Source organism: Streptomyces sp. NBC_01525 (assembly GCF_045040405.1).
GTDB classification, from domain to species: Bacteria; Actinomycetota; Actinomycetes; order Streptomycetales; family Streptomycetaceae; genus Streptomyces; species Streptomyces benahoarensis.
The window spans coordinates 4,410,752-4,436,487 of sequence record NZ_CP109397.1 but is presented as its reverse complement, the minus strand read 5'-3'; the positions used below and the strand labels follow the sequence as shown (position 1 = coordinate 4,436,487).

Below are 25,736 nucleotides of genomic sequence, written 5' to 3'. Positions count from 1 at the left end.
TTACAAGGGAGTTGAGGGGATTTCACCGCAGCAGCAGCCCTCGGCGGCTCAGCAGGAACTTCTTGAAGGCGGCGACCGGCGGGGTGTCCTGGTGACCGTCGAGCCAGGCGACGCCGATCTCGCGGACCGCCCGGGGCGCGGTGACGGTCAGTTCGGCGACGCCGGGCCGGGGCACCGCGGGCGGCGGCAGCAGTGCCACGCCGAGCCCGGCGGCGACCAGTCCGCGCAGCGTCTCCGCCTCCTCGCCCTCGAACGCGATCCGGGGCGCGAACCCCGCCTCGGTGCAGAGCGCGTCGGTGATCCGGCGCAGCCCGTAGCCCGGTTCGAGGGTGACGAAGAGTTCGTTCGCCGCCTCGGCCAGCCGGATGCGCTTGCGGACGGCGAGGGGGTGGTCGTCCGGGACGACGAGCCGCAGCTTCTGCTCGTCGAGGCGGCGGGCGACGAGGTCCGGGTAGTCGGGCACCGGCGAGGTCAGACAGAGGTCGAGGTCGCCGGCGCGCAGCCGCTCGATCATCGCCTCGCCGTGGTTCTGGACGAGTTGGAAGCGGACCCGGGGGTGGTCGGCGCGGAAGGTGCGCAGCAGTCCGGGGACGGTCTCGGAGCCGAGGGTATGGAGGAAGCCGAAGGCGACCTTCCCGGCGGCGGGGTCGGCGTCGGCGCGGACGGCTTCGGTGGCGCGGTCCAGGTCGGCGAGTGCCTTCTCCGCCTGGTCACGGAAGGCGCGGCCCGCCGGGGTGAGCGAGAGGGTCCGGCCGTGCCGGGCGAAGAGGGCGACGCCGAGATCGCCCTCCAGCCGCACCAGCGCCCGGCTGAGCGTCGGCTGCGGCATACCGAGTTCCTGCGCGGCGCGGGTGACGTGCTCGTACCGGGCGACCGCGGTGAACTGCGCGAGACGGGGCGCGAGGGCGAGCGCCCACGACCCGTCGCCGACATCGACACCGTCGGGCGCCCGTGTCCGTTCCGTCGCCATCGTCCGGCGCCCTTCCTCTTGCCCGTCCTGCATGTCTTTTCTGTTGCGAAGCGGTGACACAGCGCGCTGTGAGCTGCTGTCATACGTCACCACATCGATTATGACGTTTCTATGCATTGGACGCATAAAACACGGTCGGCCTATGTTCGGACCATGCCTCCCGCTGATACCGGGGCGTCCGTCACCACCCGTGCGGTCGCCTCTCCCCTGTCGTCCCCCGACTCCTCCCCCGTGGCCGCCGCCGTCGACCCCGACGCGGCCAAGCTGCACCCGGGCGGCCCCGGCTACCGCCGGATGAGCTTCGCCCTCTTCGCCGCGGGTCTCGCGACCTTCGCGCTGCTCTACTCGACGCAGGCGCTGCTGCCCGCGATCTCCGCGTCCCTGCACGTCTCGCCGGACCAGGCGAGCTGGACGGTCTCCGGCGCCACCTTCGGTCTTGCGGTCGCGGTGATCCCGCTCAGCGCGGTCTCCGAGCGCTTCGGCCGCCGCACGATGATGACCGCCTCGCTCACCGTCGCCGCGCTGCTCGCCCTGCTCGTGCCGTTCGCGCCGTCGCTGGGCTGGCTGATCGCGCTCCGCGTCGCGCAGGGCGTGGCGCTGGCGGGGCTGCCCGCCTCGGCGATGGCGTTCCTCGCGGAGGAGGTCCGCCCCCGGGCGCTGGTCGGCGCGATCGGCCTGTTCGTGGCGGGCAACAGCATCGGCGGCATGTCCGGCCGGATCGTGACCGGCTGGGTCGCGCAGGCGTGGGGCTGGCGGGCGGCGCTCGCCGCGGTCGGACTGATGGCCGTGGTGTGCGCGGTGGTCTTCCGGGTGCTGGTGCCCCGCGCCCGGCACTTCGCACCCCGCGCGGTCGGCCCGCGCGCCCTCGCCCGTACCCTCGGCAGCCACCTCGCCGACCCGCTGCTGCGGCGGCTGTACGGCATCGGCGCGCTGTTCATGACGGTCTTCGGCGCGGTCTACACCGTGATCGGCTACCGCCTGGTCTCCGAACCCTTCAACCTCCCGCAGGGCATCGTCGGTTCGATCTTCCTGGTGTACCTCGTCGGCACGGTGTCGTCCGCGGCGGCGGGCAAGCTGGTCGGCCGGACGGGGCGCCGTGGCGCGCTCTACCTCGCGGTCGGTACGACGACGACCGGGCTGCTGCTGACCCTCTCCGACGCGGTCACCGGGGTGCTGGCCGGGCTGATCCTGATCACCGCCGGGTTCTTCGCCGGGCACGCGGTCGCCTCGTCCTCGGTCAGCCGCGCCGCCAAGTCGGCCCGCGCCCAGGCGTCCGCGCTGTACCAGTGCACGTACTACGCGGGCAGCAGCATCGGCGGCGCGCTCGGCGCGGTGGCCTTCCACGCGGCGGGCTGGGACGGCACCGTCGTCCTCGGCCTGCTGGCCATGGTCGCCGCCGCCTCAATCACCCTCTACGCCACCCGCAAGGCGCTCACCGAGCAGCGGCTGCTGCGGCTCCGGAAGGCCGCGTAACCGCCCCCGAACCCGGAGGGCCCGCCCCACCACCTGTCCTGGTGGGGCGGGCCCTTCGTCGTGGGGCGGTCAGTCCGGCAGGAAGCTGGAGGTGTCGAGGGTGAGGCCGAACGGCTCCGGAAGGTCGAGCGGTTCCCCGAACTTGACCGTGCTCAGGGTGCGGTAAACCCCGTTCTTCGGCTCGCCGAAGAGCGTGAGGGTCGGCCCGGCGGGAGCCCATCTGTCGATGAGCAGGTAGAGCGGGGCCCCCGCCCGGGCATACCCCGCGGCCTTGCTGATCCGGTCGTGGGCCGCGTTCGACCGGGAGGTGATCTCCACGAGGAGTTCACACGCGGCGGCCGGCAGGCAGCCCCCCGAATCGCTCCTGACCAGTTGTTTCGGCGCGACGACGAGGTCCGGGAGGTACAGCCCTTCCCGCGACGGTACGGCGACGCCGAGCGTCTGGTAGATCCCCCATTCCTTGGGCTTGTCCGCGTACAGGCTTTCGGCCAGTTCGTCTGCGATGGCATTGTGCATGCCGTCCGGCGGCGGTGACACGGTGACGATCCCCTCGATGATCTCCACCTTGCAGCCCTCCGGCGCGTCCGTCTGTTCCCAGATGCGGACGGTGTCGTCCCACTCGCGGCCAGGGTCCGGAGTGTGGTCGACGGTGAGTGCGCCCATGGCGGTCTCCTCTATCGGGACGTCACCCATCCCAGCATGCCCGGCGGGCGGGCGCCCCGTCCACGAATCACCGCCACCCATACGGGAAACCCCAGGTCAGCCGATACGTTCCAACACCACCGGCGTACCGGCGAACGTCGTGTCGGCCGGGCCGACGACGACCTGGTCGTCGAGGGCTTCGAGGGCGTAGGGCAGCTTCTCGGGGGTGTCGGTGTGGAGGGTCAGCAGCGGTTGTCCGGCGGCGACGAAGTCGCCCGGCTTGGCGTGGAGTTCGACCCCGGCACCGGCCTGCACCGGGTCCTCCTTGCGGGCCCGGCCCGCGCCCAGCCGCCAGGCGGCGAGACCGACGGCGTACGCGTCGAGCTCGGTGAGGATGCCGGTGGCGGAGGCGGTGACGGTGTGCTGCTCGTGGGCGACGGGCAGCGGCGCGTCGGGGTCGCCGCCCTGGGCGAGGATCATGCGGCGCCAGTGGTCCATGGCGGAGCCGTCGGCGAGCGCCTTGGCCGGGTCGGCGTCGGGCAGTCCGGCCGCGTCCAGCATCTCGCGGGCGAGCGCGAGGGTGAGGTCGACGACGTCGCGGGGGCCGCCCCCGGCCAGCACCTCGACGGATTCGCGGACCTCCAGGGCGTTGCCCGCGGTGAGGCCGAGCGGGGTGGCCATGTCGGTGAGCAGGGCCGTGGTGCGCACGCCGTGGTCGGTGCCCAGCTCGACCATGGTGGCGGCGAGTTCGCGGGCGTCGTCGAGGTTCTTCATGAACGCGCCGGAGCCGACCTTGACGTCCAGGACGAGGGAGCCGGTGCCCTCGGCGATCTTCTTGGACATGATCGAGGAGGCGATGAGCGGGATCGACTCGACGGTGCCGGTGACATCGCGCAGCGCGTAGAGCTTCTTGTCGGCGGGGGCCAGCCCGTCACCGGCGGCGCAGATGACGGAGCCGACGTCGCGCAGCACGTCCAGCATCTCGGGGTTGGTGAGCTGGGCGCGCCAGCCGGGGATGGCCTCCAGCTTGTCGAGGGTGCCGCCAGTGTGGCCGAGCCCGCGCCCGGAGAGCTGCGGGACGGCGGCGCCGCAGGCGGCGACCAGCGGGGCGAGCGGCAGGGTGATCTTGTCGCCGACGCCACCGGTGGAGTGCTTGTCGGCGGTGGGACGGGTCAGCGAGGAGAAGTCCATCCGCTCACCGGAGTTGATCATCGCGGCCGTCCAGCGGGCGATCTCCGTGCGGTTCATGCCGTTGAGGAAGATCGCCATGGCCAGGGCCGCCATCTGCTCATGGGCGACCTCGCCGCGGGTGTAGGCGCCGATGACCCAGTCGATCTGATCGGCGGTCAGCTCGCCGCGGTCGCGCTTGGTGCGGATGACGGAGATGACGTCCATGGAGGCTTCCTTTCGAACGGTTGCCCCCTGTTCTACACGCATAGAAAGGGAGGGGCGAGGCCGGATGGCGCGGAACGCCACCCGGGCCGCACGTGGCGGCACGGCAGGACGGGCGGGGCGCCGCGGGCCCCGGCCCGGGAGTGCCCGGCGCGCACACGCCGCGGCACCGCGGGGTCCGGTACGAAGGCGCCCGGCGCGCACGCTCCGGGGCGCCCCCGATCTCACCCGGAGAAACCCCGGAGCCGCCCCGGACGCCCCCCCCGAGGCGGCCCGCCGCGTCAACCGCCCTCAGCCGCGCAGGTGTCCGGGCCCGAACGGGTCCGGGAGCAGTTCGACGAGCGGCCGGATTCCGGAGCCGGTGTCGACCAGCAGCTCAGGACCGCCGTGCTCGTGCAGCAGCTGACGGCAGCGCCCGCACGGCACCAGCACCTCGCCCGCCGCATCGACGCAGGTGAACGCCGTCAGACGGCCGCCGCCGGTGGCGAACAGCGCCGAGACCAGGCCGCATTCGGCGCACAGCGCAAGGCCGTACGAGGCGTTCTCGACGTTGCAGCCGGTGACCGTCCGCCCGTCGTCGACGAGCGCCGCGGCCCCTACGGGATACCCGGAGTACGGGGCGTAGGCCCGGGACATCGCGTCCCGGGCCCGCGCGCGCAGAGCGGTCCAGTCGACCGGCTCCTGTGAGGTCATGCGCCTTGTCCTCGACGGTAGGGCCGGCCCCCCGCCTTCGGCGGCCGCAGCCGCTGCGAGAAGAGCGCGAGCACCAGCAGGGTGGCGATGTACGGGCTGGCCTCGACCAGCTCCAGCGGCACCGTATCGGCGACCGCGTACCAGACCACCAGCGCCACGGCGACGACGGCGGCCACCGTCGCCTGGACGCGCTTGGCGGCGCGCAGCCGCAGCAGGGCGAGGACGGCGAGCAGCGCGGCGAGGCCGAGCAACAGGGCGTGGACGGTGGGCCCGCCGCTGCGCAGCTGCATCGCGTCCATGAAGCCGAACAGTCCGGCGCCCATCGCGACGCCGCCCGGCCGCCAGTTGCCGAAGATCATGGTGGCGAGGCCGATGTAGCCGCGGCCGCCGGTCTGGCCGTCCTGGTAGAAGTGCACGCCGATGGAGAGGAACGCGCCGCCGAGACCGGCGAGCGCACCGGAGACCAGCACCGCCGCGTACTTGTACGCGTAGACGTTGACGCCCAGCGACTCCGCCGACAGCGGCGCCTCACCGCACGACCGCAGCCGCAGACCGAACGACGAGCGCCACAGCAGGTAAAAGGTGGCGACGAAGAGGGCGACGGTGCCGAGGGTGAGCCAGGAGACGTTGGTGACGGCCGCGCCGAGGATCCCGGCGAGGTCGGAGACGAAGAACCAGTGGTGCGCCTCGACGGAGTTGAGCCAGTCCGACAGGCCGGGGACGGTGAACGTCGGCATGTCCGGCATCGGCGGGGACTGCTTGTCGTTGCCGCCCGCCGCCTGCGCCGCGCTGCCCTCGCCGCCGAACCAGAGGGTGGCGAGGTACTGCGTGGCGCCCAGGGCGAGGATGTTGATGGCGACACCGGAGACGATGTGGTCGACGCCGAAGGTGACCGTCGCGACCGCGTGGACGAGGCCGCCGAGCGCGCCGCCGACGATGCCCGCGGCGGCCGCGGCCCACGGCCCGTGCTGCCAGCCGATCCACCCGGCGGCGAACGAGCCGAGCATCATCATGCCTTCGAGGCCGATGTTGACCACCCCGGCCCGCTCCGACCAGAGGCCGCCCAGACCGGCCAGGCCGATCGGTACGGCGGCGGAGAGCGCGGCGCCGAACTGGCCGGTGGAGGTGAGGTCCGCGGTGCCGGTCAGGGCCCGCAGGCCGGAGACGGCGAGCAGGGCGACCGCGAGGATCAGCAGGATCCAGGGGTAGGTCAGCTTGCGCCGCCCGCCCTTCGCGGCGGCCGCGACGGGCTGCGCCGCGGGCTTGAGGTCCGCGCTCACGCCGACACCTCCGACTTGTCGTTGTTACCGGCGTCGTCGGCGCGGCTGCCCGCCGCGCGGGCCGCGGCCGCCAGTTCCTCGCCGACCTTGCGCTGCTGGAGCCGCAGGCCGTAGCGGCGCACCAGCTCGTACGCGATGACGACGCAGAGCACGATGACGCCCTGGATGACGCCGACGATCTCCTGGGCGTAGCCCTCGAACTCCAGGCGGGAGCCGGTGCGGTCGAGGAACGCCCAGAGCAGCGCGCCGAAGGCCATGCCGACCGGGTGGTTGCGGCCGAGCAGGGCGATGGCGATGCCGGTGAAGCCGATGCCCGCCGGGAAGTCGGTGCCGTACTGGAAGGACTCGCCGAGCAGGGTGGGCATGCCGACCAGACCGGCGGCGGCGCCGGACAGCAGCATCGAGATGACGACCATCCGCTTGACGCTGACGCCGCTGGCCTCGGCGGCCGGTTCGGAGGCGCCGACCGCCCGCAGGTCGAAGCCGAAGCGGGTGCGGGAGAGCAGGAACCAGTACAGGGCTCCGGCGATCACCGCGATCACCACGAAGCCGTAGACCGGCTTGGGGTGCGTCGGGAAGGAGAAGAAGTGGCTGGACTCCGGCAGGAACTTCGTGTGCAGGAGGTTGCCGTCCTTGACGGCGAGGCGGCCGTCCTGGAGGAAGTAGCCGATGACGGACGCGGCGATGGAGTTCAGCATGATCGTGGTGATCACCTCGCTGACCCCGCGGGTGGTCTTCAGCAGCCCGGCGATCCCGGACCAGATCGCGCCGACGAGCATCGCGACGACGATGAGCAGCACGATCTGAAGGGCGCCGGGCAGCACCAGCGAACCGCCGACCGCGGCGGCGGCGAACGCCGCGAGGCGGTACTGGCCGTCGACGCCGATGTTGAAGAGGTTCATCCGGAAGCCGATGGCGACCGCGAGCGCCGACAGGTAGTACGGGACCGCCTTGTTGACGATCCAGACCTGACTGTCGCTGTAGTGGCCGTAATCGGCCATGATCCCGTACGCGCGGAACGGGTTCTCGCCGGACGCCAGGAAGACCAGCGAGCTGATGACTATCGCGGCGACGACGGCGAGCAGCGGCGCGGCGAGGGCGAGGACCACCTTGTCGCGGGTGGCGCTGCGCGCACCGCCCTGTGCGGGCAGCTTGGCGGCGGTCATGCCTGGTCACCGCCCGTCGGCTCGGTGTCGCCGGACGCGGGACGGCCGGTGTCGGCGTCCCCGTCCGCGGTGAGGTGGCCGCTGGCGGCACCGGTCATGGCGGAGCCCAACTCCTCCGGGGTGATCACGGCAGGATCCGCGTCCGCGACCAGCCGGCCCCGGTACATCACCCGCAGGGTGTCGGACAGGCCGATCAGCTCGTCCAGGTCGGCGGAGATCAGCAGCACGGCCAGGCCCTCGCGGCGGGCCGTGCGGATCTGCTCCCAGATCTGCGCCTGCGCGCCGACGTCGACCCCTCGGGTGGGGTGCGCGGCGATCAGAAGCTTGGGGCGGTGGCTCATCTCGCGGCCGACGATCAGCTTCTGCTGGTTGCCGCCGGAGAGCGAGGCCGCGGTGACCTCGATGCCGGGCGTGCGCACGTCGTACTCCTCGACGATCCGTGCGGTGTCCTTACGGGCACCGGCCGGGTCGAGGAGCTTGCCCTTGCTGTTGGGGCGTTCGGTGACGTGGCCGAGGATACGGTTCTCCCACAGCGGGGCTTCGAGCAGCAGGCCGTGGCGGTGGCGGTCCTCGGGGACGTAGCCGATGCCGCCCTCGCGGCGGCGGCGGGTGGAGGTGCCCGACAGGTCGGCGCCGTCGAGGGTGACGGTGCCGCGGTCGGGGGTGCGGGTCCCCATGATCGCCTCGACCAGTTCGGCCTGGCCGTTGCCCTCGACACCGGCGACGCCCAGCACTTCGCCCTTGTGGATGGTGAGGCCGATGCCGTCGAGGACGGTGCGGACCGCGCCGTCGGAGTCGGTGGCCGACAGGTGCAACCCGTCGACCTGGAGCATCGGCTCATCGGTGACGGTCGACTCGCGGGTCTCCGGCGACGGCAGTTCGCTGCCGACCATCAGCTCGGCGAGCTGCTGGGGCGTGGTGTCGTCCGGCGCGACGGAGGCGACGGTCGTCCCGCGGCGGATGACGGTGATGTCGTCGGCGACCGACAGCACCTCGCCCAGCTTGTGCGAGATGAAGAGGACGGTCAGGCCCTCGGACTTCAGCTCCCGCAGGTTGGCGAAGAGCGCGTCGACCTCCTGCGGGACGAGGACCGCGGTCGGCTCGTCGAGGATGAGGGTGCGGGCACCGCGGTAGAGGACCTTGAGGATCTCCACGCGCTGCCGGTCGGCGACGCCGAGGTCCTCGACGAGGACGTCGGGCCGGATGCCGAGGCCGTACGCGTCGGAGATCTCCATGATCTTCGTGCGGGCGCGCCCGCCGATGCCGTGCAGTTTCTCGGCGCCCAGGACGGTGTTCTCCAGGACGGTGAGGTTGTCGGCGAGCATGAAGTGCTGGTGGACCATGCCGATGCCGCGGGCGATGGCGTCGCCCGGGGTGCTCAGCGCGGTCTCGGTGCCGTCCAGCGCGATGGTGCCCTCGTCCGGCTTCTGCATGCCGTAGAGGATCTTCATCAGGGTGGACTTCCCGGCGCCGTTCTCGCCGCAGAGGGCGTGGACGGTGCCGCGGCGGACGGTGAGGTGGATGTCGTGGTTGGCGACGACGCCCGGGAACCGTTTGGTGATTCCGCGGAGTTCTACGGCAGGGGCGTCCGGCCGGGCCGGGGCGCTGCTCGTGGGTGCTGCGTTGATGGCGCACTCCCCTCGGGGATGAAGGAGCGGAAGGGGCGGGTGTGACACGCGTGGGTCACGAAGGGGCACGGCTGAGACCCCGGGGCCTTGACCGGGCCACCGGGGCGGTGCCGTCCCGGGCTACGGCGTCTCCTTGACCTTCACCTTGCCCTCGACGATCTTCTTCCGGGCCGCGTCGATCTGCGGCTGGATGTCCTTGATGAAACCGCCGGACGTGGCGAGCTTGACGCCGTCCTTCTTGAGGTCGTAGGCGTGGATGCCGGTCAGCGGTTTGCCGTCCTCGACGCTCTTGATCAGGTCGTACACGGCCACGTCGACGTTCTTCACCACCGACGTGAGGATGCAGTCCCGGTACTTCGCGAGGCCCGCCTGCTGGTACTGGTCCGAGTCGACGCCGATCGCCCAGGCGCCCTTGCGCTTGCTGATCGCCTCGATGGACCCGGCGCCGGACTGCCCGGCCGCGGAGTAGATCACGTCGATACCGCTGTCGAGCATGCCCGCGGCCTTGGCCTTCGCCGCTGCCGGGTCGTTGAAGCCCTTGTCGTTGTTCGGGTAGAGGTACTGCGAGACGACCTCGGCCTTCGGGTCGGTGGCGCGCACCCCCTGCTCGAACCCGGCCTGGAACTTCTGGATCAGCGCGTTGTTGACGCCGCCGATGAAGCCGACCTTGTGGCTCTTGCTCTTCAGCGCCGCGGCGACGCCCGCCAGATACGAACCCTCGTGCTCGGCGAAGACCATCGCATCGACGTTCTTGCCGGTCGGCACCGCATCGACCACGCCGAACGTCGTCTCCGGAAAGTCCTCCGCGACGTTCTGCACCGACTGGCTGTACGCGAAGCCGACGCCGATGACGGGGTTGTACCCGGCCTCCGCGAACGACGTCAGCCGCTGCTCACGGTCGGCCTCGGTCTCGCCGTTCTTCGCCGTGAGCATCTTGACGTTGACGCCGAGATCCTTCCGGGCGTTCTCCGTGCCCCGCGCGGCCGCCTCGTTGAACGAGTGATCGTCCCGGCCACCGATGTCGAAGGCGAGCCCGACGCCCGCGTGCTTGGCACGGTTCGCCTCGGCGAAGCTCTGTCCGCACGCGGTGGCGGTGAGCGCGAGAACCACGGTGGCACTGGCCGCGGCGGCAATCCTGGTGACCCGACGCACGGGGCCTTCCCTTCGCTCCCGGAGCCCCCTGTGGCTCCGGCTTAGCGGGAGATTAACGCGCGTAGACATGGCGCAAAACCCTCCACGACGCTGCCGTTATCGATTCGTCGCGAAGGGGGTGGGGACCTGGCGCCTCGGGGCACGGGCGGGGGCGGCGATCGACGACCTCGGGCGGCACGGGGCGCGGCGGCGCGATGCGGCAGCGGCACCGTCCACGAGGACCACCGGCGGCCGGACGGCTCGGGGTGGGTGACGCTGCTCGACCCCGAAGGCAACGAATTCCGCGTGGAGCGGGGCGTGGGGGGAACGGGCAGGGCACGTCGCCGTGCCCGCCAGGAAGCCGCCGACGCTTGATCTCGACCTGTGGTCCCGGGACTGCGCCAACCGACGTCGCGCAAGGAGGCCGATCATGAGCGGAAGGCGGCTCCGGGTCGGCCGAGCGCGGGGCCGGTGGAGGCGGTTCCGGTCCGGAGGAATCCCGCCCTGGTCAGGCGCGGTCGAGACTGAGCCGCCACCCGCGAGGTACCCGGTGAAGGGGCAGGCGGCCCGTTCGCCGGTGGAGCCGCGTGGCGGCACCGACCGGGCCCTCGCGAGAGGCGGGCAGACGGTGCCTGCAGGTCACGCAGGCCGGGGGCCAGGGCTCTCCGCCTCGCTTCCCTCCGGCTCGGGCACCCGCAGCCCCCGCGACTCCGCGATCCCCAGTGCGTCCCGCAGGCATTCGGCGAGCCGCACCCCGGCGTACCGCACCTCCCCGTAGGGGGACAGGGGGTCGGCCAGGACCGCGCAGCCCTGCCGCAACACGTCGTATCCGACGTCGAGTTGGGCGTCCTCGACGCCGTCGGCGAGGCGGGAGAGGAAGCTGCCGGGGCCGCTGGTGCTGAGGACGCAGAGTTTGCCGTCGGCGGTCCACGGCAGGAGGCGGACGTGGTGGGCCAGGTCGGTGCCGGTGAGGTGCTGCGCGGCGACGGGGGCGGAGCTGCGGGCGGCGGACCGGTCCGCGGGGGTTTCCTGCACGGCTACCTCCAGGGGTCTTCGGCAAGTACGTGGAGCGGGTGCGCGAGTCCGCCGATGCGGTGGCGGAGTGGGGGGCGTGCGTCGGCGGGTGAGCGGACGGGCCGGACCCAGGGCGCACGCTCCGGGTCCGGGTCGAGCCGTTCCGCGAGATGCCGGGCCTGACCCCGGAGCCAGCGGACGGCGAGGACGGGCGAGATCGTTCGAAAGGTGCCCAGGACGTGTGACGCGGTGACGTCGGACCCGAACGGCCGTCCCTCGCACCGGACTTCGGCGAAGTAGCCCGTCATCGCAGGTCACCTCGGGTGCGTGGGGTGGCGCGGGGCGTGGCGGAGACCTCACGCTCCGTGGGCCGACCTCTGCGAATCCTGACAATCCTGACAGCCATGACCGTCCCTCTCCGTAGCCATTCCACTACTGGGGAGGGTTAGCGTGGCCTAGCGTCGGACCCGTCTTCAACGTTCCAGGTGTGGAGGGCACGTTGGTAAACATCAAGGAGCTGAACCCCGAGGCAAGCCCGCAGGCGGCCTTCGGTGCGCGCGTACGCAGTGCTCGCGAAGCGCGGGGGTGGAAGCAGGACGACCTCGCCGAACTCGTCGGTTACTCCGGCAGGCACATCTCGGCGGTGGAAACTGGCCGTAAGCCGCCGACTCTGCGGTTTTCGCGCAGTCTTGATGCGACCTTGGGCTTCACAGGGACCCCGGAGTCGTTCGAGCGCGCTTGGGGGGAGATCAGAAACGGGAGCTTGCTGGAAGGCTTTCCGGAGTACCTAGGACAGGAGGCTCACGCGGCGGAGATACGACTGTTCGACGTGGGCGTGATTCCTGGACTGCTCCAGACACCGGAGTACGCACGCGCCATCGAAGAAGGTCACGTGAGGCGGGGCACGCTCACCCCCGAAGAAGCCCGTGAGCGAGTCGAGTCCCTGGCGGAACGGCAAGCGGCCCTGGTACGGCGAATCCCGCCCATGGTGATCGTGGTTCTGGACGAGAGCTGCATCCGGCGGATGATCGGTGGAACAGAGGTCATGGAGCACCAGCTGGCCCACCTGATTGAGTTCGCTGAACAGGCGAACTCTGTGCTTCAGTTGGCTCCGTACGCCATAGGTGAGCGCCGCCCGTTCAACCGGCTGGTGAACCTGCTGACACTGCCCGACCGCTCCGTCATGTCCTACGTGGAGTCCGAGACCAACGGGCATCTGGACAGGGAGATCACGTCCGTGTTGCCGCTGGTGAGGTCCTACCATCAGCTACAGGCCGAAGCGCTTTCCCAGGCGGAATCCGTGGCCACGATCGAGCAGTTGCGAAAGGGCACCCCGTGACGACCGAATCCCTCCCCCTGACCTGGTTCAAGTCCTCCTTCAGCGGCAGTGGTGGCTCCTGCGTCGAGTGGGCTCCGGCGCATGCGGCGGCCACCGGCATAGTTCCCCTCCGCGACTCGAAGGACCCGCGCGGCCCCGCCCTGACCGTCCCCGCCACCGCGTTCGCGTCCTTCGTCGCGGGCGTCAAGGCCGGAGAGTTCCGCGCCTGAGCCGGACCGCAGACCACGACGGAAGCCCCGTCGCGCCACCCATCCCCCGGGGCGCGGCGGGGCTTTCGTTCGTTCTCTCGCGGGGCCGCGTGGCACACCCGTAAGGGCAAAACTGGGAAAGTGGCTTCGACTCGGCCATCGCGCCCCAGGGGGCAAAGGGTGAGGAGCCCAGGTGAAGACAGCAGATGGTGGCCTGTCGGTGATCCCGGCACCAGCCGACGTGTGGATGCTCGTACGGGAGCAACCGATGGCTCTGGGGCGCGCGGGCGTCGTCCGCAACCCGTACCTGGAGGCGCCCTGCGTGGTGAAGGCCGTCAGCGGTACCAAAGGGCGTCAGGTCTTCCTCGCCCCCGATCAGAACCTGCTGAGCGAACTGGCCGGCAGCCTCACCCAGGAGGTCCCGTTTCTCTTCCAGGAACACGTGGCTTCCTCGCACGGCCGCGCCCTGCGCGTGGTGGTGGTCGATAGCAAGCCCGTGGGCGCCGTATTGCACACCTCCGGCCATGGTGCCCTCGCCGCCAACATCGGCAACGGAGGCTCCGCCGACCTGTGTTCGGGGCCGCTATCCGAAGGCGGAGGAGTTGGCGGTCGAAGCATCCACCGTTTTGGCCTTGGACATCGCCGGGGTGGATCTGCTCTTCGCGGCCGACGGCGCCTACACCCTCTGCGAGGTGAACGCCGTCCCGGGCTGGCGCCCGGCGATGACCACGGTCGCGCCCGCCATCACCGCCTGCGTCAACCGTCGCCTGACGGCCCGCGACTCGACCGTCCGAAGGAGCAGCACAGCCCGCCAGGACCTGTCCCGTCGGCCAACCGCCACGTATTAGTCGCCCGTTAGCGGAACGGCAGGCCGGTGGCCCAGAGTGGTGAGCGTCCGGGAGCGAGACGACAGAAACACAGCATCGGGAGCACATGATGATCACCGCCACCGCCCACCGCTTCCGCGGCCGCGCCGGCCGCCGTATCGCCCTTTCCGTCGCCGCCGCCGCGGCGCTGGGGATGGGGGTCACCGCCTGCGGGCAGGGCGACACCGGGGCGGGCAAGGTGAACTCCTCGGCCGCGTCGCAGGACGGGGAGCAGTCCACGGGCGGCTCGGCGTCGGGCAGCTCCGGTGGGCAGGACGGCGGCAAGGGGTCCGCGCGGAGCGCGGGGTCCGGTGAGCACACCACGACCGGTGGCGGCGGGTCCACAACCGGCGGCGACAGCGGCGGGTCCACCGGCGGCGGCGCCGCTCAGGGGGGCGAGCGGACGATCGTCGGCAAGCTGTCCTACCTCGCGCCCGGCAAGCTGATCGTCAAGCCCGACAGCGGCGGCACGGACCAGGCGTTCCTGGTCGCCAACGCCACGAGGGTGCTCGGCGCGGCCGCGATCTGCGGCGACCCCGAAGGCAATGTCTCCATCGACAAGGAGGGCTTCGGCACCTACAAGTGCGACGTGGAGCAGCTGGAGACGGCCGCCAAGACCAACAGCGTGACCGTTCGCGTCACCATGGACACCAAGGTCGGCGCCGCCGATGTCGTCGCGGAGAAGTACCACCCGTAAACCCCGCATCCCGCACCGCGCCCGGTGGGCTCTTCGCCCCGCCGGGCGCGCGGGCGTCAGCCCCGGGCCGTCGGCGAGTTCGGGGATCAGCCGGCGGAACATGCGTGAGCTGGTGGGGAAGCCGTGCAGGAGCACGACGGCCGGGGCGTCGCGGGGGCCCGCCTCCCGGTAGAAGACGCGGTGGCCGTGCACGGTGGCGTACCGGTGGCGGATCTCCACCATGACTAACCCCTTAAAGCCTCTGCGATGGCTATCCGTACCTCCAGTGGAGCGGATGCGGAGTAACCTGTCAAGGTATGGAATGGGGTTAGCCGGGAGGTGGCAGAGATGATCGACGAACGGGCGCTGCTCGATGCGCTGAACAGCACCCCGGTGGTGAACGACCGGCCGGAGGACCGGTGGGCCGATGACGCCGCGCTGCGGCGGTGGGCGCACGAGCACGGCGGCTCCGGCGACGCGGCGGCGCTGGACCGGCTGCGGACGGCGCGGGACGTGCTCCAGGCCGCCACCCGCGGGCCCGTGCCCGAGGCGGAGCTGCGGCGGATGCTCGCCGGGGTCCGCCGCCTGCCCGAGGTCGACGCGGCGGGCCTGCGGTGGCAGCTGGAGGCGCCGCCCGAGCGGCTGCTCGCAGTGGAGCTGGTGCTCGCCTGGTACGACGTCCAGGAGCGCAGGCCGGGGCGGCTGCGCCCGTGCGGCAACGGCGAATGCCGCCTCTTCCTCCTCGACCGCAGCCGCGCCAACACCGCCCGCTGGTGCTCGATGAAGACCTGCGGCAACCGCCTGAAGGCCCGCCGCCACCAGGAACGCGCCCGTCAGACCTGACGGGAGGCGGCCGCCGCGCGCAGGCGACGGCCCCCGCCGCTCCCCGGGTGCGGGGCCGTCGGGGGCCGGTACGGGCGCGGGCTCAGAAGACCGGGGCCGCCCCGGACAGCAGCGCGGCGGCGGTGAAGAGTTCGACGCCGGTGCGGATGGCGGACTCGTCGACGTCGAAGTCGCCGCGGTGCAGGTCGAGGCGGTCGTTGCTGCCGGGGACGCGGACGCCGAGGCGGGCCATGGCGCCGGGGACGCGCTCCAGGTACCAGGAGAAGTCCTCGCCGCCCAGGGACTGTTCGGTGGACTCGACGGCGGTGGGACCGCAGCGGGCGGTCATCGCGTCGTGCAGGAGCTGCGCGGAGGTGGCTTCGTTGACGACGGGCGGGACGCCGCGGACGTAGGTGGTCTGCGACTTCGCGCCGTGCAGGGTGGCAATCTCGTCGATCGCGGCGTGAACGAGATCGGGGGCGCGCCGCCAGGCGTCCAGGTCGAGGCAGCGGACCGTGCCGGAGAGTTCGGCGTGCTGCGGGATGACGTTGCAGGCGTGCCCGGCGTCCAGGCGGCCCCAGGTGACGGCGAGGCCGGAGCGGGCGTCCACGCGGCGGGCGACGAGCGCGGGGACGTCGACGGCGACGCGGGCGGCGGCGGTGACCAGGTCGGTGGTCAGATGCGGGCGGGCGGTGTGGCCGCCGGGGCCGTCGAGGGCGACCTCCAGGCGGTCGCAGGCGGAGGTGATGGGGCCGGTGCGCAGGCCGATGCGTCCGGCGTCGACGCGCGGGTCGCAGTGGACGGCGAGGATGCGGGCGACGCCGTCCAGGGCGCCGGACTCGATGGCGTCGGGGGCGCCGCCGGGCAGCACCTCCTCGGCGGGCTGGAAGAGCAGCCGGACCGGGTACGGCAGCTGGCCCCTGCGGGCCAGGTCGGCGAGGACCAGTCCGGCGCCGAGGACGACGGTGGTGTGGACGTCGTGGCCGCAGGCGTGGGCGCGGTCGGGAACGGTGGAGCGGTACGCGACGGTCTTGGTGTCCGGGATGGGGAGGGCATCGATGTCGGCGCGCAGGGCCAGCAGCGGGCGGGCGTCGGGGTCGTCGCCCTGCCCGATGGCCACGCGGGTGATGTCCGCCGGGTCGGTGCCGATGTCGCAGATCAGGCCGGTGCCGACGGTCAGGACACGGGGCCGCAGACCGGCCGCCTCCAGACGGCTGCGGATCGTCTCGGTGGTGCGGAACTCCTGATTACCCAGCTCGGGGTGCATGTGCAGGTCGCGGCGGAAGGCGATGAGTTCGGTGTGCAACGCCTCGGAGAGGGCTCCGGGGAGCAGGTCCTGCGGGTCGGTCGGGTCAGGGGCGGCGGCAGGGGCGGCGGCAGGGTACATCAGTTGGCTCACGCGGGGAAGGTTACGGTCCCCGCAGGGGCAACTGTCCCTGGATCAACAAAAGTTCAGCCCGTCAGGGGAAGATTTTCGAGCCTTACGCCGCATGGATGACCCGGGGGTGGGGTATTTCCTTTTGTTTTCGCGTCGGCCGGGGGCGGGGCCGAGCCGGGACCGGCGGCTCTCCGCGCCCGAGGTCGTCACCTCATTCCGGCTCCGCGGGCGGCCCCGGCTCCGTCGGCCGCTCCGGTGGCAGGCGGTCGACGCCGCGGGCGGTGCCGGTGACGTCGTCGAGGAAGCCCTGGGCGCGGGGCGAGGCCCGGCTGGTGAGCCAGGCCGGGTCGACGTCGCAGACCGCGACGCGGACGCCGGTGCCGACGAGGGCGAGCGGCAGGGTGTGCACGACCGTCGAGGGGAAGCTGACGATCAGCCGTCCGATGGGGCCCCGGCGGGCGATCAGCTCCAGGGGGAGTTCGGGGCGGACCACCTCCAGGCCGGTCTCGGTGGCGAGGCGGTGGAGTTTGTCGGTGTGCTCGCGGCGGTGGGCGAAGTAGCGGGTGGCGCCGTGCGTACGGGCCAGATGGGCGACGGCCTCCAGGTAGCGGTCGACGTCGACCACGCCGGTCTCGACGAGGGAGGTGCCGACGATGTCGGCGGCGCGGGTCAGGCGCGGCGGGCCGAAGCGGCGGCGGGTCCAGGCGAAGGCGTTGGTGGCGATGCGGACGCCGGGCGGCGCCTCGACCGGCATGGAGCTGAAGACGCCGACGGTGCGGCGGCCGCCGTCCGGCGCCGGGGTGAGCCGGCGGCGCGCGGCCCGGGCGAACGGCGCGAAGGCCAGATCGCGCGCCCCCCGGCCGCTGCCGTGCCGGTGCCAGCGCACCAGCCGTTCGCCGCGCGCGAGTTGGGCGATGAACTCCATCGTCGCGGTGCCGTCGTCGACGACGACCAGGTCACGGGCGCGGGCGAGGGTGAGCAGCAGTTGCACATAGCGGGAGAACGGGTCGCCGATGACGATGCGTTCGGCGCGGCGCAGCAGAGGGGCGAGTCCGCCGATGGTGCGCACCGGTGCGGTCGCGCCGCCGCGGGCGTCCTCCCAGCGGACGGTGTGGCCTTCCTCGCGGGCGAGTTCGGCCATGCGGCGCAGCTGGCCGCGGGTCATGGGGTCGTGCGGGGAGAGGACGACGATGGTGAGGGGGGCGGAGTGGGGGGTGCGGCCCGGGGTGGACGGGCCGGTCGGCGAGCCGGGAGCCGTCAGGCCCGGGCCGCCCGGGGCGCCGACGTCCGGGCCACTGCCGTCCGGGCCCGGGCCGCCCGGCGCCCCGTTCGTGCCCGCGTTGCCCGGGCCGCGTGCGCCGCCCGGAGCACCCGTCACCGCCCCCGCCCCCTCCTCGTAGGCCCACTCCAGCACGTTCAGCAGCTGAACCGGGCTCTCGACGAAGGCGAGCGTGGCCGGGGGCAGGGCCGTGGCCCCCGTGGCGGCGCGGTCGCGGGGGCGGGGCACCCCCGGGAGGCGGCGGGGGGTGGCCGCCGCCTCCCGGGGTGGGGCCGCCGCGCCGGGCGCGGGCGACTCGGCGTGGGGGCCTTCGGATGCGGTCACGGGGGTGTCCGCCGTTTCCCGGGGCCGGTCAGACCGCGGCCGGGGCCGCGGTCTCCGCCTCGGCGACGACGCCGGGGACGCGGCGGAGCTTCTTCATCGGGCCCAGCTCGCTCGCGTAGACCTTCTTGACGCCGTCGCCCAGGGACTCCTCGATGGTGCGGATGTCGCGGACGAGGCGGGTCAGGCCCTGCGGCTCGACGGAGGCGGCCTGGTCGGAGCCCCACATGGCGCGGTCGAGGGTGATGTGGCGCTCGACGAAGGTGGCGCCGAGGGCGACGGCGGCGAGGGTGGTCTGGAGGCCGGTCTCGTGGCCGGAGTAGCCGATCGGGACGTTCGGGAACTCGTCCTGGAGGGTGTGGAGCATCCGGAGGTTCAGCTCCTCCGCCTTCGCCGGGTACGTGGACGTGGCGTGGCAGAGCAGGATGTTGTCGCTGCCCAGGACCTCGACGGCGTGGCGGATCTGCTTCGGGGTGGACATGCCGGTCGACAGGATGACGGTGCGGCCGGTGGCGCGCATCGCGCGCAGCAGCTCGTCGTCGGTGAGGGAGGCGGAGGCGACCTTGTAGCAGGGGACGTCGAACTTCTCCAGGAAGGCGACGGACTCGACGTCCCAGGGGGAGGCGAACCACGCGATGTTGCGCTTCTTGCAGTACTCATCGATCGCGCGGTAGCCCTCCTCGTCGAACTCGACGCGGTGGCGGTAGTCGATGTACGTCATCCGGCCCCAGGGAGTGTCGCGCTCGATGTCCCACTGGTCGCGCGGGGTGCAGATCTCCGGGGTCCGCTTCTGGAACTTGACGGCGTCGCACCCGGCGTCGGCGGCGGCGTCGATCAGCGCGAACGCGTTCTCCAGGTCGCCGTTGTGGTTGATGCCGATCTCGCCGGTGACGTAGACGGGGCGGCCGGGGCCGGCCTCGCGGTTGCCGAGGTTACGGATGCGGGAGTTGCTGCTCATGGGGAGGTCCTTCATGTGTGGGTGGGTGCCGGGCGCGGTGCCCGGGCGTGCGGTGCGGTAAGGGGTGTTCAGAGGGACGGGCCCAGGAGCCAGGAGGCGATCTCGCGGACGGCGCCGCTGCCTCCGGGGGTGGCGGTGACGGCGCGGGCGGCGCCGCGCACCACGTCATGCGCCCCGGCGACGGCGACGGGCCAGCCGACGACGTCGAAACAGGGCAGGTCGTTGACGTCGTTGCCGACGTAGAGCACCCGCTCGGGGGCGACGCCGGACTCCTCGCACCACTGCTTGAGGGCGAGGTCCTTGCGGTCGATGCCGTGCAGGACGGGGATGCGGAGCTTGCGGGCGCGCGCGGCGACCACCGGGTTCTGCTCCGAGGAGAGGATCAGCAGCTTCAGGCCCGCCTTGCGGAGCGCGGCGATGCCGAGGCCGTCGCCGCGGTGGACGGAGACGAACTCCCGCCCGTCCGCGTCGATCAGCACCCGGTCGTCGGTCTGGGTGCCGTCGAAGTCGAGGACGACCGCGTCGATGTCGTCCGCGCCGGGCAGCGCGCCGGGCGTCGCCCCGTCGAGGAGCGGCGCGAGGGCGCGGGCGCGCGCCAGGTCGTGCGGGTCGTCGATCTCCAGGACGCGCGCCGGGTCGGTGCGGACCGGTTCGGTGCGGCCGAAGAAGCGGTGGCCGACGGCGCGGAAGCCGGTGGCGTCCATGGCGTAGGCGGCGCCGGTCTCCAGCAGGTCCTGGGGGCGGTCCTGGCGGCGGGGGCGGAAGGACTTGTCGTGGTTGACGCCGTAGCCGCCGGACGGGGCGACGGCCGTGGCGGTGGCACGGCGGGCGGCCGGGGCGGCGTCCACGGCCGCCTCCAGGGTGCCGTCCTCCAGGGCACCGGCGGCCTCCGCCATGGTGTCGGCGTCGCGCCAGACGAAGCCGTGGAAGGGGGCGACGGTCAGCGCAGTGTCGGCGCCGCCCTCGACGACGGCGGCGGCGACCCCGTCGACGTCCTCGGGGGTGAGGAACGGGCTGGTGCACTGGACCAGCAGCACCACGTCGACGCGGACGGCGCGCTCGGCCTCGTAGGCGTCCATGGCGTGCCGCACGGCGGCCTCGCTGGTGGCGGTGTCGCCGGCGAGGTCGCCGGGGCGGCGGACGACGACGGCTCCGGCGCCGCGGGCGGCCGCCGCGATGCCGTTGTCGTCGGTGGAGACCACGACATCGGTGATCAGGCGGGCGGCGCGGCAGGCGCGGACCGCGCGGGCGACGAGCGGGACGCCGCCGACGGCCGCGAGGTTCTTGGCGGGCACGCCCTTGGAGCCGCCGCGCGCGGGGATGACGGCCACCACGACGGGCGGGCTGGCGGGCGGGCGGTGCGGCATGGGGGGCTCCTTCCGGGGGCCGCGCGGGCTCCCCTGGCGGGCGGGCGGAACGGTCACAGCTGCCCCCAGCGGCGGATGGCGGGGGCGACGCGCTGCACGCCGTGGCGGTAGGCGCCGCGGGCGGCCTCGCGGACCGCGTCGCGGGCGACCCGGCGCAGCCCGCCGGGCGCCTCGCGGCCCTCGGGCGCGCAGCCGGCGATGGGCACGCCGTGCGGGTCCAGGCCGTGCCGGGCGAGGATGCCGGGGAGGTAGCCGGGGGCGGTGCGCGGTGTGTAGTACGGGGTGAGCGGCGGCAGCGGCCCGGCGGCGTGCAGGGCGGCGACCTTCGCGCGGACCGCGTCGAAGGCGCGCGGGTAGCTGCCGTCGGCGCAGACGCCCTGGCGGGCGAGCCAGTCGGCGTCGGGCTCGGGCCGGTGCCCGGCGTCGAGGTCGTCCCAGGAGGCGAGGCAGCCGGAGCCGAGGAAGTGGTGGTTGCCGAGGACCTCGCGGATGCCGAGGTCGGTGAGGACAGCGGTGGGGACGCCGCGGTGCAGCGACTCCAGCGCGGCGGTCGAGGAGACCGTGACCATCAGGTCGGTGCGGTCCAGGACCTCGCCCATGTTGCCGTAGACCAGGCGGCAGTTGGCGGGCAGTCCGCCGGGGACCTTCGCCGCGAGCTTCTGGTACGGCAGCTCCTCGATGTGTGTGGTGTGCTCGCCGGGCTTGCTGCGGAGCTTGATCAGCACCTCGCGGTCGGGGTGCTTACGGGCGTGCTCGACGGCGCGGCGCAGCAGGTAGCCGCGGTCGGCGCGGTTGTCGGGCACGGACGGCTGGGCGGCGAACACCACGGTGTACGGGGCGTGTTCGCCGGCGTAGGGGTCGCCGCCGAGGAAGGGCAGGGCGCATTCGGTGACGGCGGAGTCGTCGGCGCCGGCGCCGCGGTAGACGGCGCGGAAGCGGTCCGCGTCGTGCCGGGAGTTGGCGAGCACCACGTCCGCGCCGTGGCGCAGCAGCAGCCCGTCGGCGAGCTTCTCGTAGACCACGCCGACGTAGCCGGTGACGACGGCGGGGCGGCGGACGGTGCCCTCCCAGGCGCGGGCCAGCCCGTGCAGCATCGCCTGGACACCGCCGCCGACCAACGCGAGGACGACGGTGTCGTAGGGCTCGGCGGATCCGGCGTCGGCGCGCATCAGGTCGAGGAAGTCGATCCCGCGGATCTCGCGCAGCGTCTGCGCACGCGCGCCGACCTCGTGGAGCTGGCGGACCGTGGGGGTGGCGCGGCCGCGCAGGAGGTAGCCGTCGAGCCGGGCCTCCGGGTGGATTCGGTACGCTGTCAAAGCGCCCCATTTCCACCGGGTGTCCGAATCGGCGAGTACCGCGACCCGCGGCGTAGAAGAGGTACGTGAGGGCACGTCGATGACGCTAGGAATCGATTCGGTTCGGCGGGCCAACCACCGCGCAACAAACGGTTAACAGCGGGTCGCCGAATGGCGAACCGGCCGCCGATGCGGTCCGGTTAACCGTCCCGCCATTCTTCGTTCACCGCGCCGTCCGCCCGCGGTAAAGACGAATGGCGGCGGCGCCCCTAACGTCACCCGGGTGGTTAAGCTCTCCGTCATCGTGCCGTTCTACAACGTGCAGACATACGCGCCCGACACCCTCAAGAGCCTGGCGGCGAACGCCCGGGAGGACTTCGAATTCCTGCTCGTCGACGACTGCTCGCGCGATGAGACGCCGCAGATCCTGGAGCGTGCCGCACGCGAGCTGCCGGGCGCCCGGCTGCTGCGGCACGAGAAGAACGGCGGACTCGCCACCGCCCGCAACACCGGCCTGGACGCGGCGCGCGGCGAGTACCTCACCTTCCTGGACGGCGACGACTGGCTGGCGCCGGGCCATCTGAGCGATCTGCTGGGCGCCATCGAGGAGTTGGGCTGCGACTTCGTCCGCACCGACCACGTCCAGTGCACCGCGCGCGCCCGCACGATCAGCCGGGTGCCGCACGGGCGGCGCGGTGTGGTGATGAACCCGCGCGACGTGATCCTGCCCGCCGACCGCTCCACCTCCGTCGACTACGCATACGCCTGGGCGGGCATCTACCACCGGCGGCTGCTGGACAGCGGTGTGCTGCGGTTCCGCGACGGGCTGCGGACGGCCGAGGACCGGCCGTGGATCTGGCGGCTGCACCGCGAGGCGGAATCGATGGCGGTGGTCGGACTGCTCGGCGTTTTCTACCGGCGCGGGGTCGCGTCGTCGCTCACGCAGATCGGCGATGTCCGGCAATTGGATTTCCTGCGCGCATTCGATCAGGTAATCGAGGAAACCGCGCAGGACCGCGATGCGGACACGCTGCTGCCGAAAGCGGTCCGAACGTATTGCGCGATCATTTCGCACCATCTCGGTTCCATCGAACGTTTCGAACCGCAGGTGGCGCGCGCGCTGCGGGAATTGAGCGCGGCGGCGCTGAAGCGTATGCCGCAGGACGTACTGAGGGAAGCGTTGGATTCCATGGATGTGCAGCGTGCGTCCCGGCTGCGGCGGCTACGCCGCCGGCCCGTCGCCTCGGGGGTCGCCGCCTGATGGGTACCCGGCCACTGACCCGCATCTTCCTGGCGTCGACCCTGTACGGCGCGGCGACCCTCGCCGCCGCCCTGGACAGCGACGCCTTCTCCCCCACCGACCGCAACCTGCTGCTGATCTGCAACAACGCGGCGACGCCGGAGACCACCCCGGCGCTGGATGCGGCGCCCGGCTTCGCGAAGCTGCGCGCCCGCTTCGACGGGGTGCTGTCCTGGAACGACACCATCCGCCCCTTCCACCCGGGCGGCTGGTCGCCGCGCCCGGACGACGTACCGCTGTGGGAGCGGTATCTGCGCAAGGAGTGGGGGCTGGGCGACGACCGCGTCACGCTGGTCGTCGAGTCCCTCCAGGTCAACCCGGCGCTGGCGGTGGCCCAACTCTTCCCGGACGCGCCGGTCGACGTCTACGCGGACGGGCTGATGAGCTACGGCCCGACCCGCGACAAGCTCGACCCGCTGGTCGGCACCCGCATCGGCCGGCTCCTCCACCTGGACTTGGTGCCGGGCCTCGTCCCGCTGCTGCTCACCGAGTTCGGGGTGGCGGCGCAGACCGTGCCGACGGAGGCGTTCACCAAGGTCCTCGGCGAACTCGACGGTGCGGCTGGCGAGTTGGACCTCCCCGAGGGCGGGGCGTTGCTGCTGGGGCAGTACCTCTCCGCGCTCTCCATCCTCACGCCGCAGGAGGAGGAGGACCTGCATGTGCGGATGGTGCGCGGCGCGGTCGCGCGCGGCCACCGCACGCTGGTCTTCAAACCGCATCCGTCGGCCCCGGCCCGCTGGTCGCGGCTGCTGGAACGGGAGGCGGAACGGCTCGACGTCACACTGACGGTGCTGGACACCCCGGTGCTCGCCGAGGTCGTCTACGCCCGGATGCGGCCGGATCTCGTCGTCGGCTGCTTCTCCACGGCGCTGCTGACGGCGTCCGCGTTCTACGGGTTGCCGGTCGCCCGGACCGGTACCGGGCTACTGCTGGAGCGGCTCACGCCGTACCAGAACAGCAACCGCATCCCGGTGACGATCGTCGACGCGACGGTCCCGGACCTCGACGACCCGGCGGCCACCGCGGTCACGCCCGTACCGGCGGGGCTGGTCGAGGCGGTCGGCTATGCGATGCAGCACCAGATCTACCCGCGGCTGCGCCCGGCCGCCGAACGCTACCTGTCGGCGCATCTGACGCCGTACACCCGCCGGTACTTCAAGCGGCGGCGGCTGACCGCGCTGGCGCTGCCCGGCGCGGTCCCCTCCCAGCTGGCGTTCCTGCCGCGCAACCCCGCCGTGCTGCGGGTGGCGCGCCGGGCGCGGGCGGTGCAGCGGCGGCTGAAGAGGCGGGTCGCGTCGGCATGACCGGGCAGCTGACGGTTCCGGCGCCCGCCGCCGGGGGGACCGGCGCCGCGCCGTCCGGCGCCGCGGAGCGGGCGCGCCGCGCGCCGTCCCGGCTGCGGGCGCTGGACGGGCTGCGACTGCTGGCCGCGCTGATGGTCGCCGCGTACCACTACGGCGGACGCGACGGCGAGATCGGCACGGCGTGGGGCTCCTCGCCCGCCGTGCAGTTCCCGACCGCCTCGGGCTTCTTCGCGTACGGCTGTCTGGGCGTGCAGATCTTCTTCGTGATCAGCGGTTTCGTGATCTGCCTCAGCGGCTGGGGCCGCACCCTGCGGGCGTTCATCGCGTCCCGGATCTCGCGGCTGTATCCGGCGTACTGGGTCGCGGTGCTGCTGGTCACGGCCGTCTTCGCGCTACCGGGCGTGGTGTACGCGACGGTGTCGCCCAGCGAGGTGCTGACCAATCTGACGATGCTCCAGATGCCGTTGGGCGCGCACCGGGTGCTGGGCGTGTGCTGGACACTCTGGGCGGAGATGCGGTTCTACGCCCTCTTCGCGCTCTGTGTGGTGCTGCCCGGGGCGACCCGGCGCCGGGTGGTGCTGTTCTGCGCGGGCTGGACGCTGGCCGCGGCGCTGGCACAGGCGGCGCACGAACCGCTGCTGGACACCGTCCTGATGCCGGAGTACGCACCGTTCTTCATCGGCGGCATCGGGCTGTACCTGCTGCACCGCTACGGCGCCCGCGATCCGATCGCCTGGTCGATCGTGCTGGTCAGCTGGCTGATCGGACAGCATTTCGCGGTGGCCGGGCTGTGGCATCCGGCGTCCGCGGGCGGCTTCTCCTACCGCTCGCAGTTCGGCATCGTCGCGGTCGTCACCGCCGGTTTCGTCCTCGTCGGGGCCATCGCACTGGGCCACTTCCGGTGGGCGAACTGGCGCTGGCTGACCGTCGCCGGAGCGCTGACCTACCCCTTCTACCTCGTCCACGAACACCTGGGCTGGGTCGTCGTCCACGCCCTGCACATCGGCGCCGGACTGCCGTCGTCCGCGACGCTGGCACTGACCGTCGCGTCGATGCTGCTGCTGGCGTGGCTGCTGCACCGCTGGGTGGAGCGCCCGCTGACGCCGGTGCTGAAACGGGCGAGCGCCCCGAAGCGGTGAGCGAACGGTGAGCGAACGGTGAGTACGTACGGGGGCGCGGGCCGGTCGGGTCCGCGCCCCTGGTGCGTGTCGGCGACGCGGCGCGGCGCGCGGCCGGGCGCCGCAGGCCGGGGGC

Annotated in this window: 23 protein-coding genes and 2 pseudogenes; 10 read left to right on the top strand and 15 right to left on the bottom strand. The window is 72.6% G+C overall.

What is annotated here, in order from left to right; genetic code table 11:
* Positions 1-22: 22 nt before the first annotated feature.
* Positions 23-970 (bottom strand): LysR substrate-binding domain-containing protein, encoded by a 948-nt coding sequence (locus OG422_RS19970; protein WP_405747914.1) that lies wholly within the window; start codon positions 968-970, stop codon positions 23-25.
* A gap of 153 nt (positions 971-1,123) precedes the next feature.
* Here OG422_RS19970 and OG422_RS19965 point away from each other — a divergent pair, with 153 nt between their 5' ends.
* Positions 1,124-2,443, top strand: a complete 1,320-nt coding sequence (locus OG422_RS19965) for an MFS transporter (RefSeq protein ID WP_405744009.1) — start codon at positions 1,124-1,126, stop codon at positions 2,441-2,443.
* Positions 2,444-2,512: 69 nt separating this feature from the next.
* Here OG422_RS19965 and OG422_RS19960 read toward each other — a convergent pair whose 3' ends face one another.
* The 8 genes from OG422_RS19960 to OG422_RS19925 all read right to left on the bottom strand — a co-directional run bounded on the left by OG422_RS19960 (position 2,513) and on the right by OG422_RS19925 (position 11,410).
* On the bottom strand, positions 2,513-3,106 hold the full coding sequence (locus tag OG422_RS19960; RefSeq protein WP_405744007.1) for a Uma2 family endonuclease: 594 nt from the start codon (positions 3,104-3,106) through the stop codon (positions 2,513-2,515).
* 96 nt (positions 3,107-3,202) lie between these two features.
* Positions 3,203-4,480 carry a thymidine phosphorylase gene (locus OG422_RS19955; protein WP_405744005.1) on the bottom strand — a complete coding sequence of 426 codons (1,278 nt, stop codon included), beginning with the start codon at positions 4,478-4,480 and terminating at the stop codon, positions 3,203-3,205.
* A gap of 288 nt (positions 4,481-4,768) precedes the next feature.
* On the bottom strand, positions 4,769-5,170 hold the full coding sequence (locus OG422_RS19950) for a cytidine deaminase (protein WP_405744003.1): 402 nt from the start codon (positions 5,168-5,170) through the stop codon (positions 4,769-4,771).
* Entirely contained in the window at positions 5,167-6,450 is a 1,284-nt protein-coding gene (locus OG422_RS19945) for an ABC transporter permease (RefSeq protein ID WP_143941400.1), read from the bottom strand. The genes OG422_RS19950 and OG422_RS19945 overlap by 4 nt, the downstream gene beginning before the upstream one ends.
* Positions 6,447-7,616 (bottom strand): ABC transporter permease, encoded by a 1,170-nt coding sequence (locus OG422_RS19940; RefSeq protein ID WP_405744001.1) that lies wholly within the window; start codon positions 7,614-7,616, stop codon positions 6,447-6,449. Before OG422_RS19940 ends, OG422_RS19945 begins: the two co-directional genes overlap by 4 nt.
* A complete protein-coding gene (locus tag OG422_RS19935) occupies positions 7,613-9,292 on the bottom strand; it encodes an ABC transporter ATP-binding protein (protein ID WP_405743999.1) in 1,680 nt (559 codons plus the stop codon). Before OG422_RS19935 ends, OG422_RS19940 begins: the two co-directional genes overlap by 4 nt.
* 72 nt (positions 9,293-9,364) lie before the next feature.
* Entirely contained in the window at positions 9,365-10,396 is a 1,032-nt protein-coding gene (locus OG422_RS19930) for a BMP family protein (protein WP_405743997.1), read from the bottom strand.
* Positions 10,397-11,014: 618 nt separating this feature from the next.
* On the bottom strand, positions 11,015-11,410 hold the full coding sequence (locus OG422_RS19925; protein ID WP_405743995.1) for a hypothetical protein: 396 nt from the start codon (positions 11,408-11,410) through the stop codon (positions 11,015-11,017).
* 478 nt (positions 11,411-11,888) lie between these two features.
* Between OG422_RS19925 and OG422_RS19920 the strand changes: the two genes are divergently transcribed.
* From OG422_RS19920 to OG422_RS19900, 5 genes and pseudogenes are all read left to right on the top strand, one after another.
* Entirely contained in the window at positions 11,889-12,728 is an 840-nt protein-coding gene (locus OG422_RS19920; RefSeq protein WP_405747913.1) for a Scr1 family TA system antitoxin-like transcriptional regulator, read from the top strand.
* Positions 12,725-12,937: a DUF397 domain-containing protein gene (locus OG422_RS19915; protein WP_405743994.1), complete on the top strand. Its 213-nt coding sequence runs from the start codon at positions 12,725-12,727 to the stop codon at positions 12,935-12,937. Before OG422_RS19920 ends, OG422_RS19915 begins: the two co-directional genes overlap by 4 nt.
* 226 nt (positions 12,938-13,163) lie before the next feature.
* Positions 13,164-13,424 (top strand): annotated as a pseudogene (locus OG422_RS19910) (hypothetical protein); the annotation flags it as partial.
* Between the two features lie 94 nt (positions 13,425-13,518).
* Entirely contained in the window at positions 13,519-13,764 is a 246-nt protein-coding gene (locus tag OG422_RS19905) for a hypothetical protein (RefSeq protein ID WP_405743992.1), read from the top strand.
* A gap of 85 nt (positions 13,765-13,849) precedes the next feature.
* Entirely contained in the window at positions 13,850-14,479 is a 630-nt protein-coding gene (locus tag OG422_RS19900; RefSeq protein WP_405743991.1) for a hypothetical protein, read from the top strand.
* A gap of 69 nt (positions 14,480-14,548) precedes the next feature.
* Here OG422_RS19900 and OG422_RS19895 read toward each other — a convergent pair.
* Positions 14,549-14,701 (bottom strand): annotated as a pseudogene (locus OG422_RS19895) (alpha/beta fold hydrolase); the annotation flags it as partial.
* A 105-nt stretch (positions 14,702-14,806) separates the two neighbouring features.
* Here OG422_RS19895 and OG422_RS19890 point away from each other — a divergent pair.
* Positions 14,807-15,301, top strand: coding sequence for a CGNR zinc finger domain-containing protein (locus OG422_RS19890; RefSeq protein ID WP_405743990.1), 495 nt, complete (start codon positions 14,807-14,809; stop codon positions 15,299-15,301).
* 82 nt (positions 15,302-15,383) lie between these two features.
* Here the strand turns inward: OG422_RS19890 and OG422_RS19885 are convergent, their stop codons facing one another.
* The 5 genes from OG422_RS19885 to OG422_RS19865 all read right to left on the bottom strand — a co-directional run bounded on the left by OG422_RS19885 (position 15,384) and on the right by OG422_RS19865 (position 21,974).
* The gene (locus tag OG422_RS19885) at positions 15,384-16,667 is read right to left on the bottom strand and encodes an amidohydrolase (RefSeq protein ID WP_405747912.1); all 1,284 of its coding nucleotides are present in this window, start codon (positions 16,665-16,667) and stop codon (positions 15,384-15,386) included.
* A 202-nt stretch (positions 16,668-16,869) separates the two neighbouring features.
* Positions 16,870-18,165 (bottom strand): hypothetical protein, encoded by a 1,296-nt coding sequence (locus OG422_RS19880; protein WP_405747910.1) that lies wholly within the window; start codon positions 18,163-18,165, stop codon positions 16,870-16,872.
* A 124-nt stretch (positions 18,166-18,289) separates the two neighbouring features.
* A complete protein-coding gene (locus tag OG422_RS19875) occupies positions 18,290-19,216 on the bottom strand; it encodes an N-acetylneuraminate synthase family protein (RefSeq protein WP_405743988.1) in 927 nt (308 codons plus the stop codon).
* Positions 19,217-19,284: 68 nt separating this feature from the next.
* A complete protein-coding gene (locus tag OG422_RS19870; protein WP_405743986.1) occupies positions 19,285-20,583 on the bottom strand; it encodes a cytidylyltransferase domain-containing protein in 1,299 nt (432 codons plus the stop codon).
* Positions 20,584-20,636: 53 nt separating this feature from the next.
* A complete protein-coding gene (locus OG422_RS19865) occupies positions 20,637-21,974 on the bottom strand; it encodes a DUF6716 putative glycosyltransferase (RefSeq protein ID WP_405743984.1) in 1,338 nt (445 codons plus the stop codon).
* Between the two features lie 187 nt (positions 21,975-22,161).
* On the opposite strand from OG422_RS19865, the gene OG422_RS19860 reads away from it, so the two are divergent.
* The 3 genes from OG422_RS19860 to OG422_RS19850 are packed head-to-tail and all read left to right on the top strand — an operon-like array spanning position 22,162 to position 25,621.
* Complete coding sequence (locus tag OG422_RS19860; RefSeq protein ID WP_143942912.1) at positions 22,162-23,139, top strand: glycosyltransferase family 2 protein; 978 nt, start codon at positions 22,162-22,164, stop codon at positions 23,137-23,139.
* Positions 23,139-24,482: a polysialyltransferase family glycosyltransferase gene (locus OG422_RS19855; RefSeq protein ID WP_405743982.1), complete on the top strand. Its 1,344-nt coding sequence runs from the start codon at positions 23,139-23,141 to the stop codon at positions 24,480-24,482. The genes OG422_RS19860 and OG422_RS19855 overlap by 1 nt, the downstream gene beginning before the upstream one ends.
* Positions 24,479-25,621, top strand: coding sequence for an acyltransferase family protein (locus tag OG422_RS19850; RefSeq protein WP_405743980.1), 1,143 nt, complete (start codon positions 24,479-24,481; stop codon positions 25,619-25,621). Before OG422_RS19855 ends, OG422_RS19850 begins: the two co-directional genes overlap by 4 nt.
* Positions 25,622-25,736 lie beyond the last annotated feature (115 nt).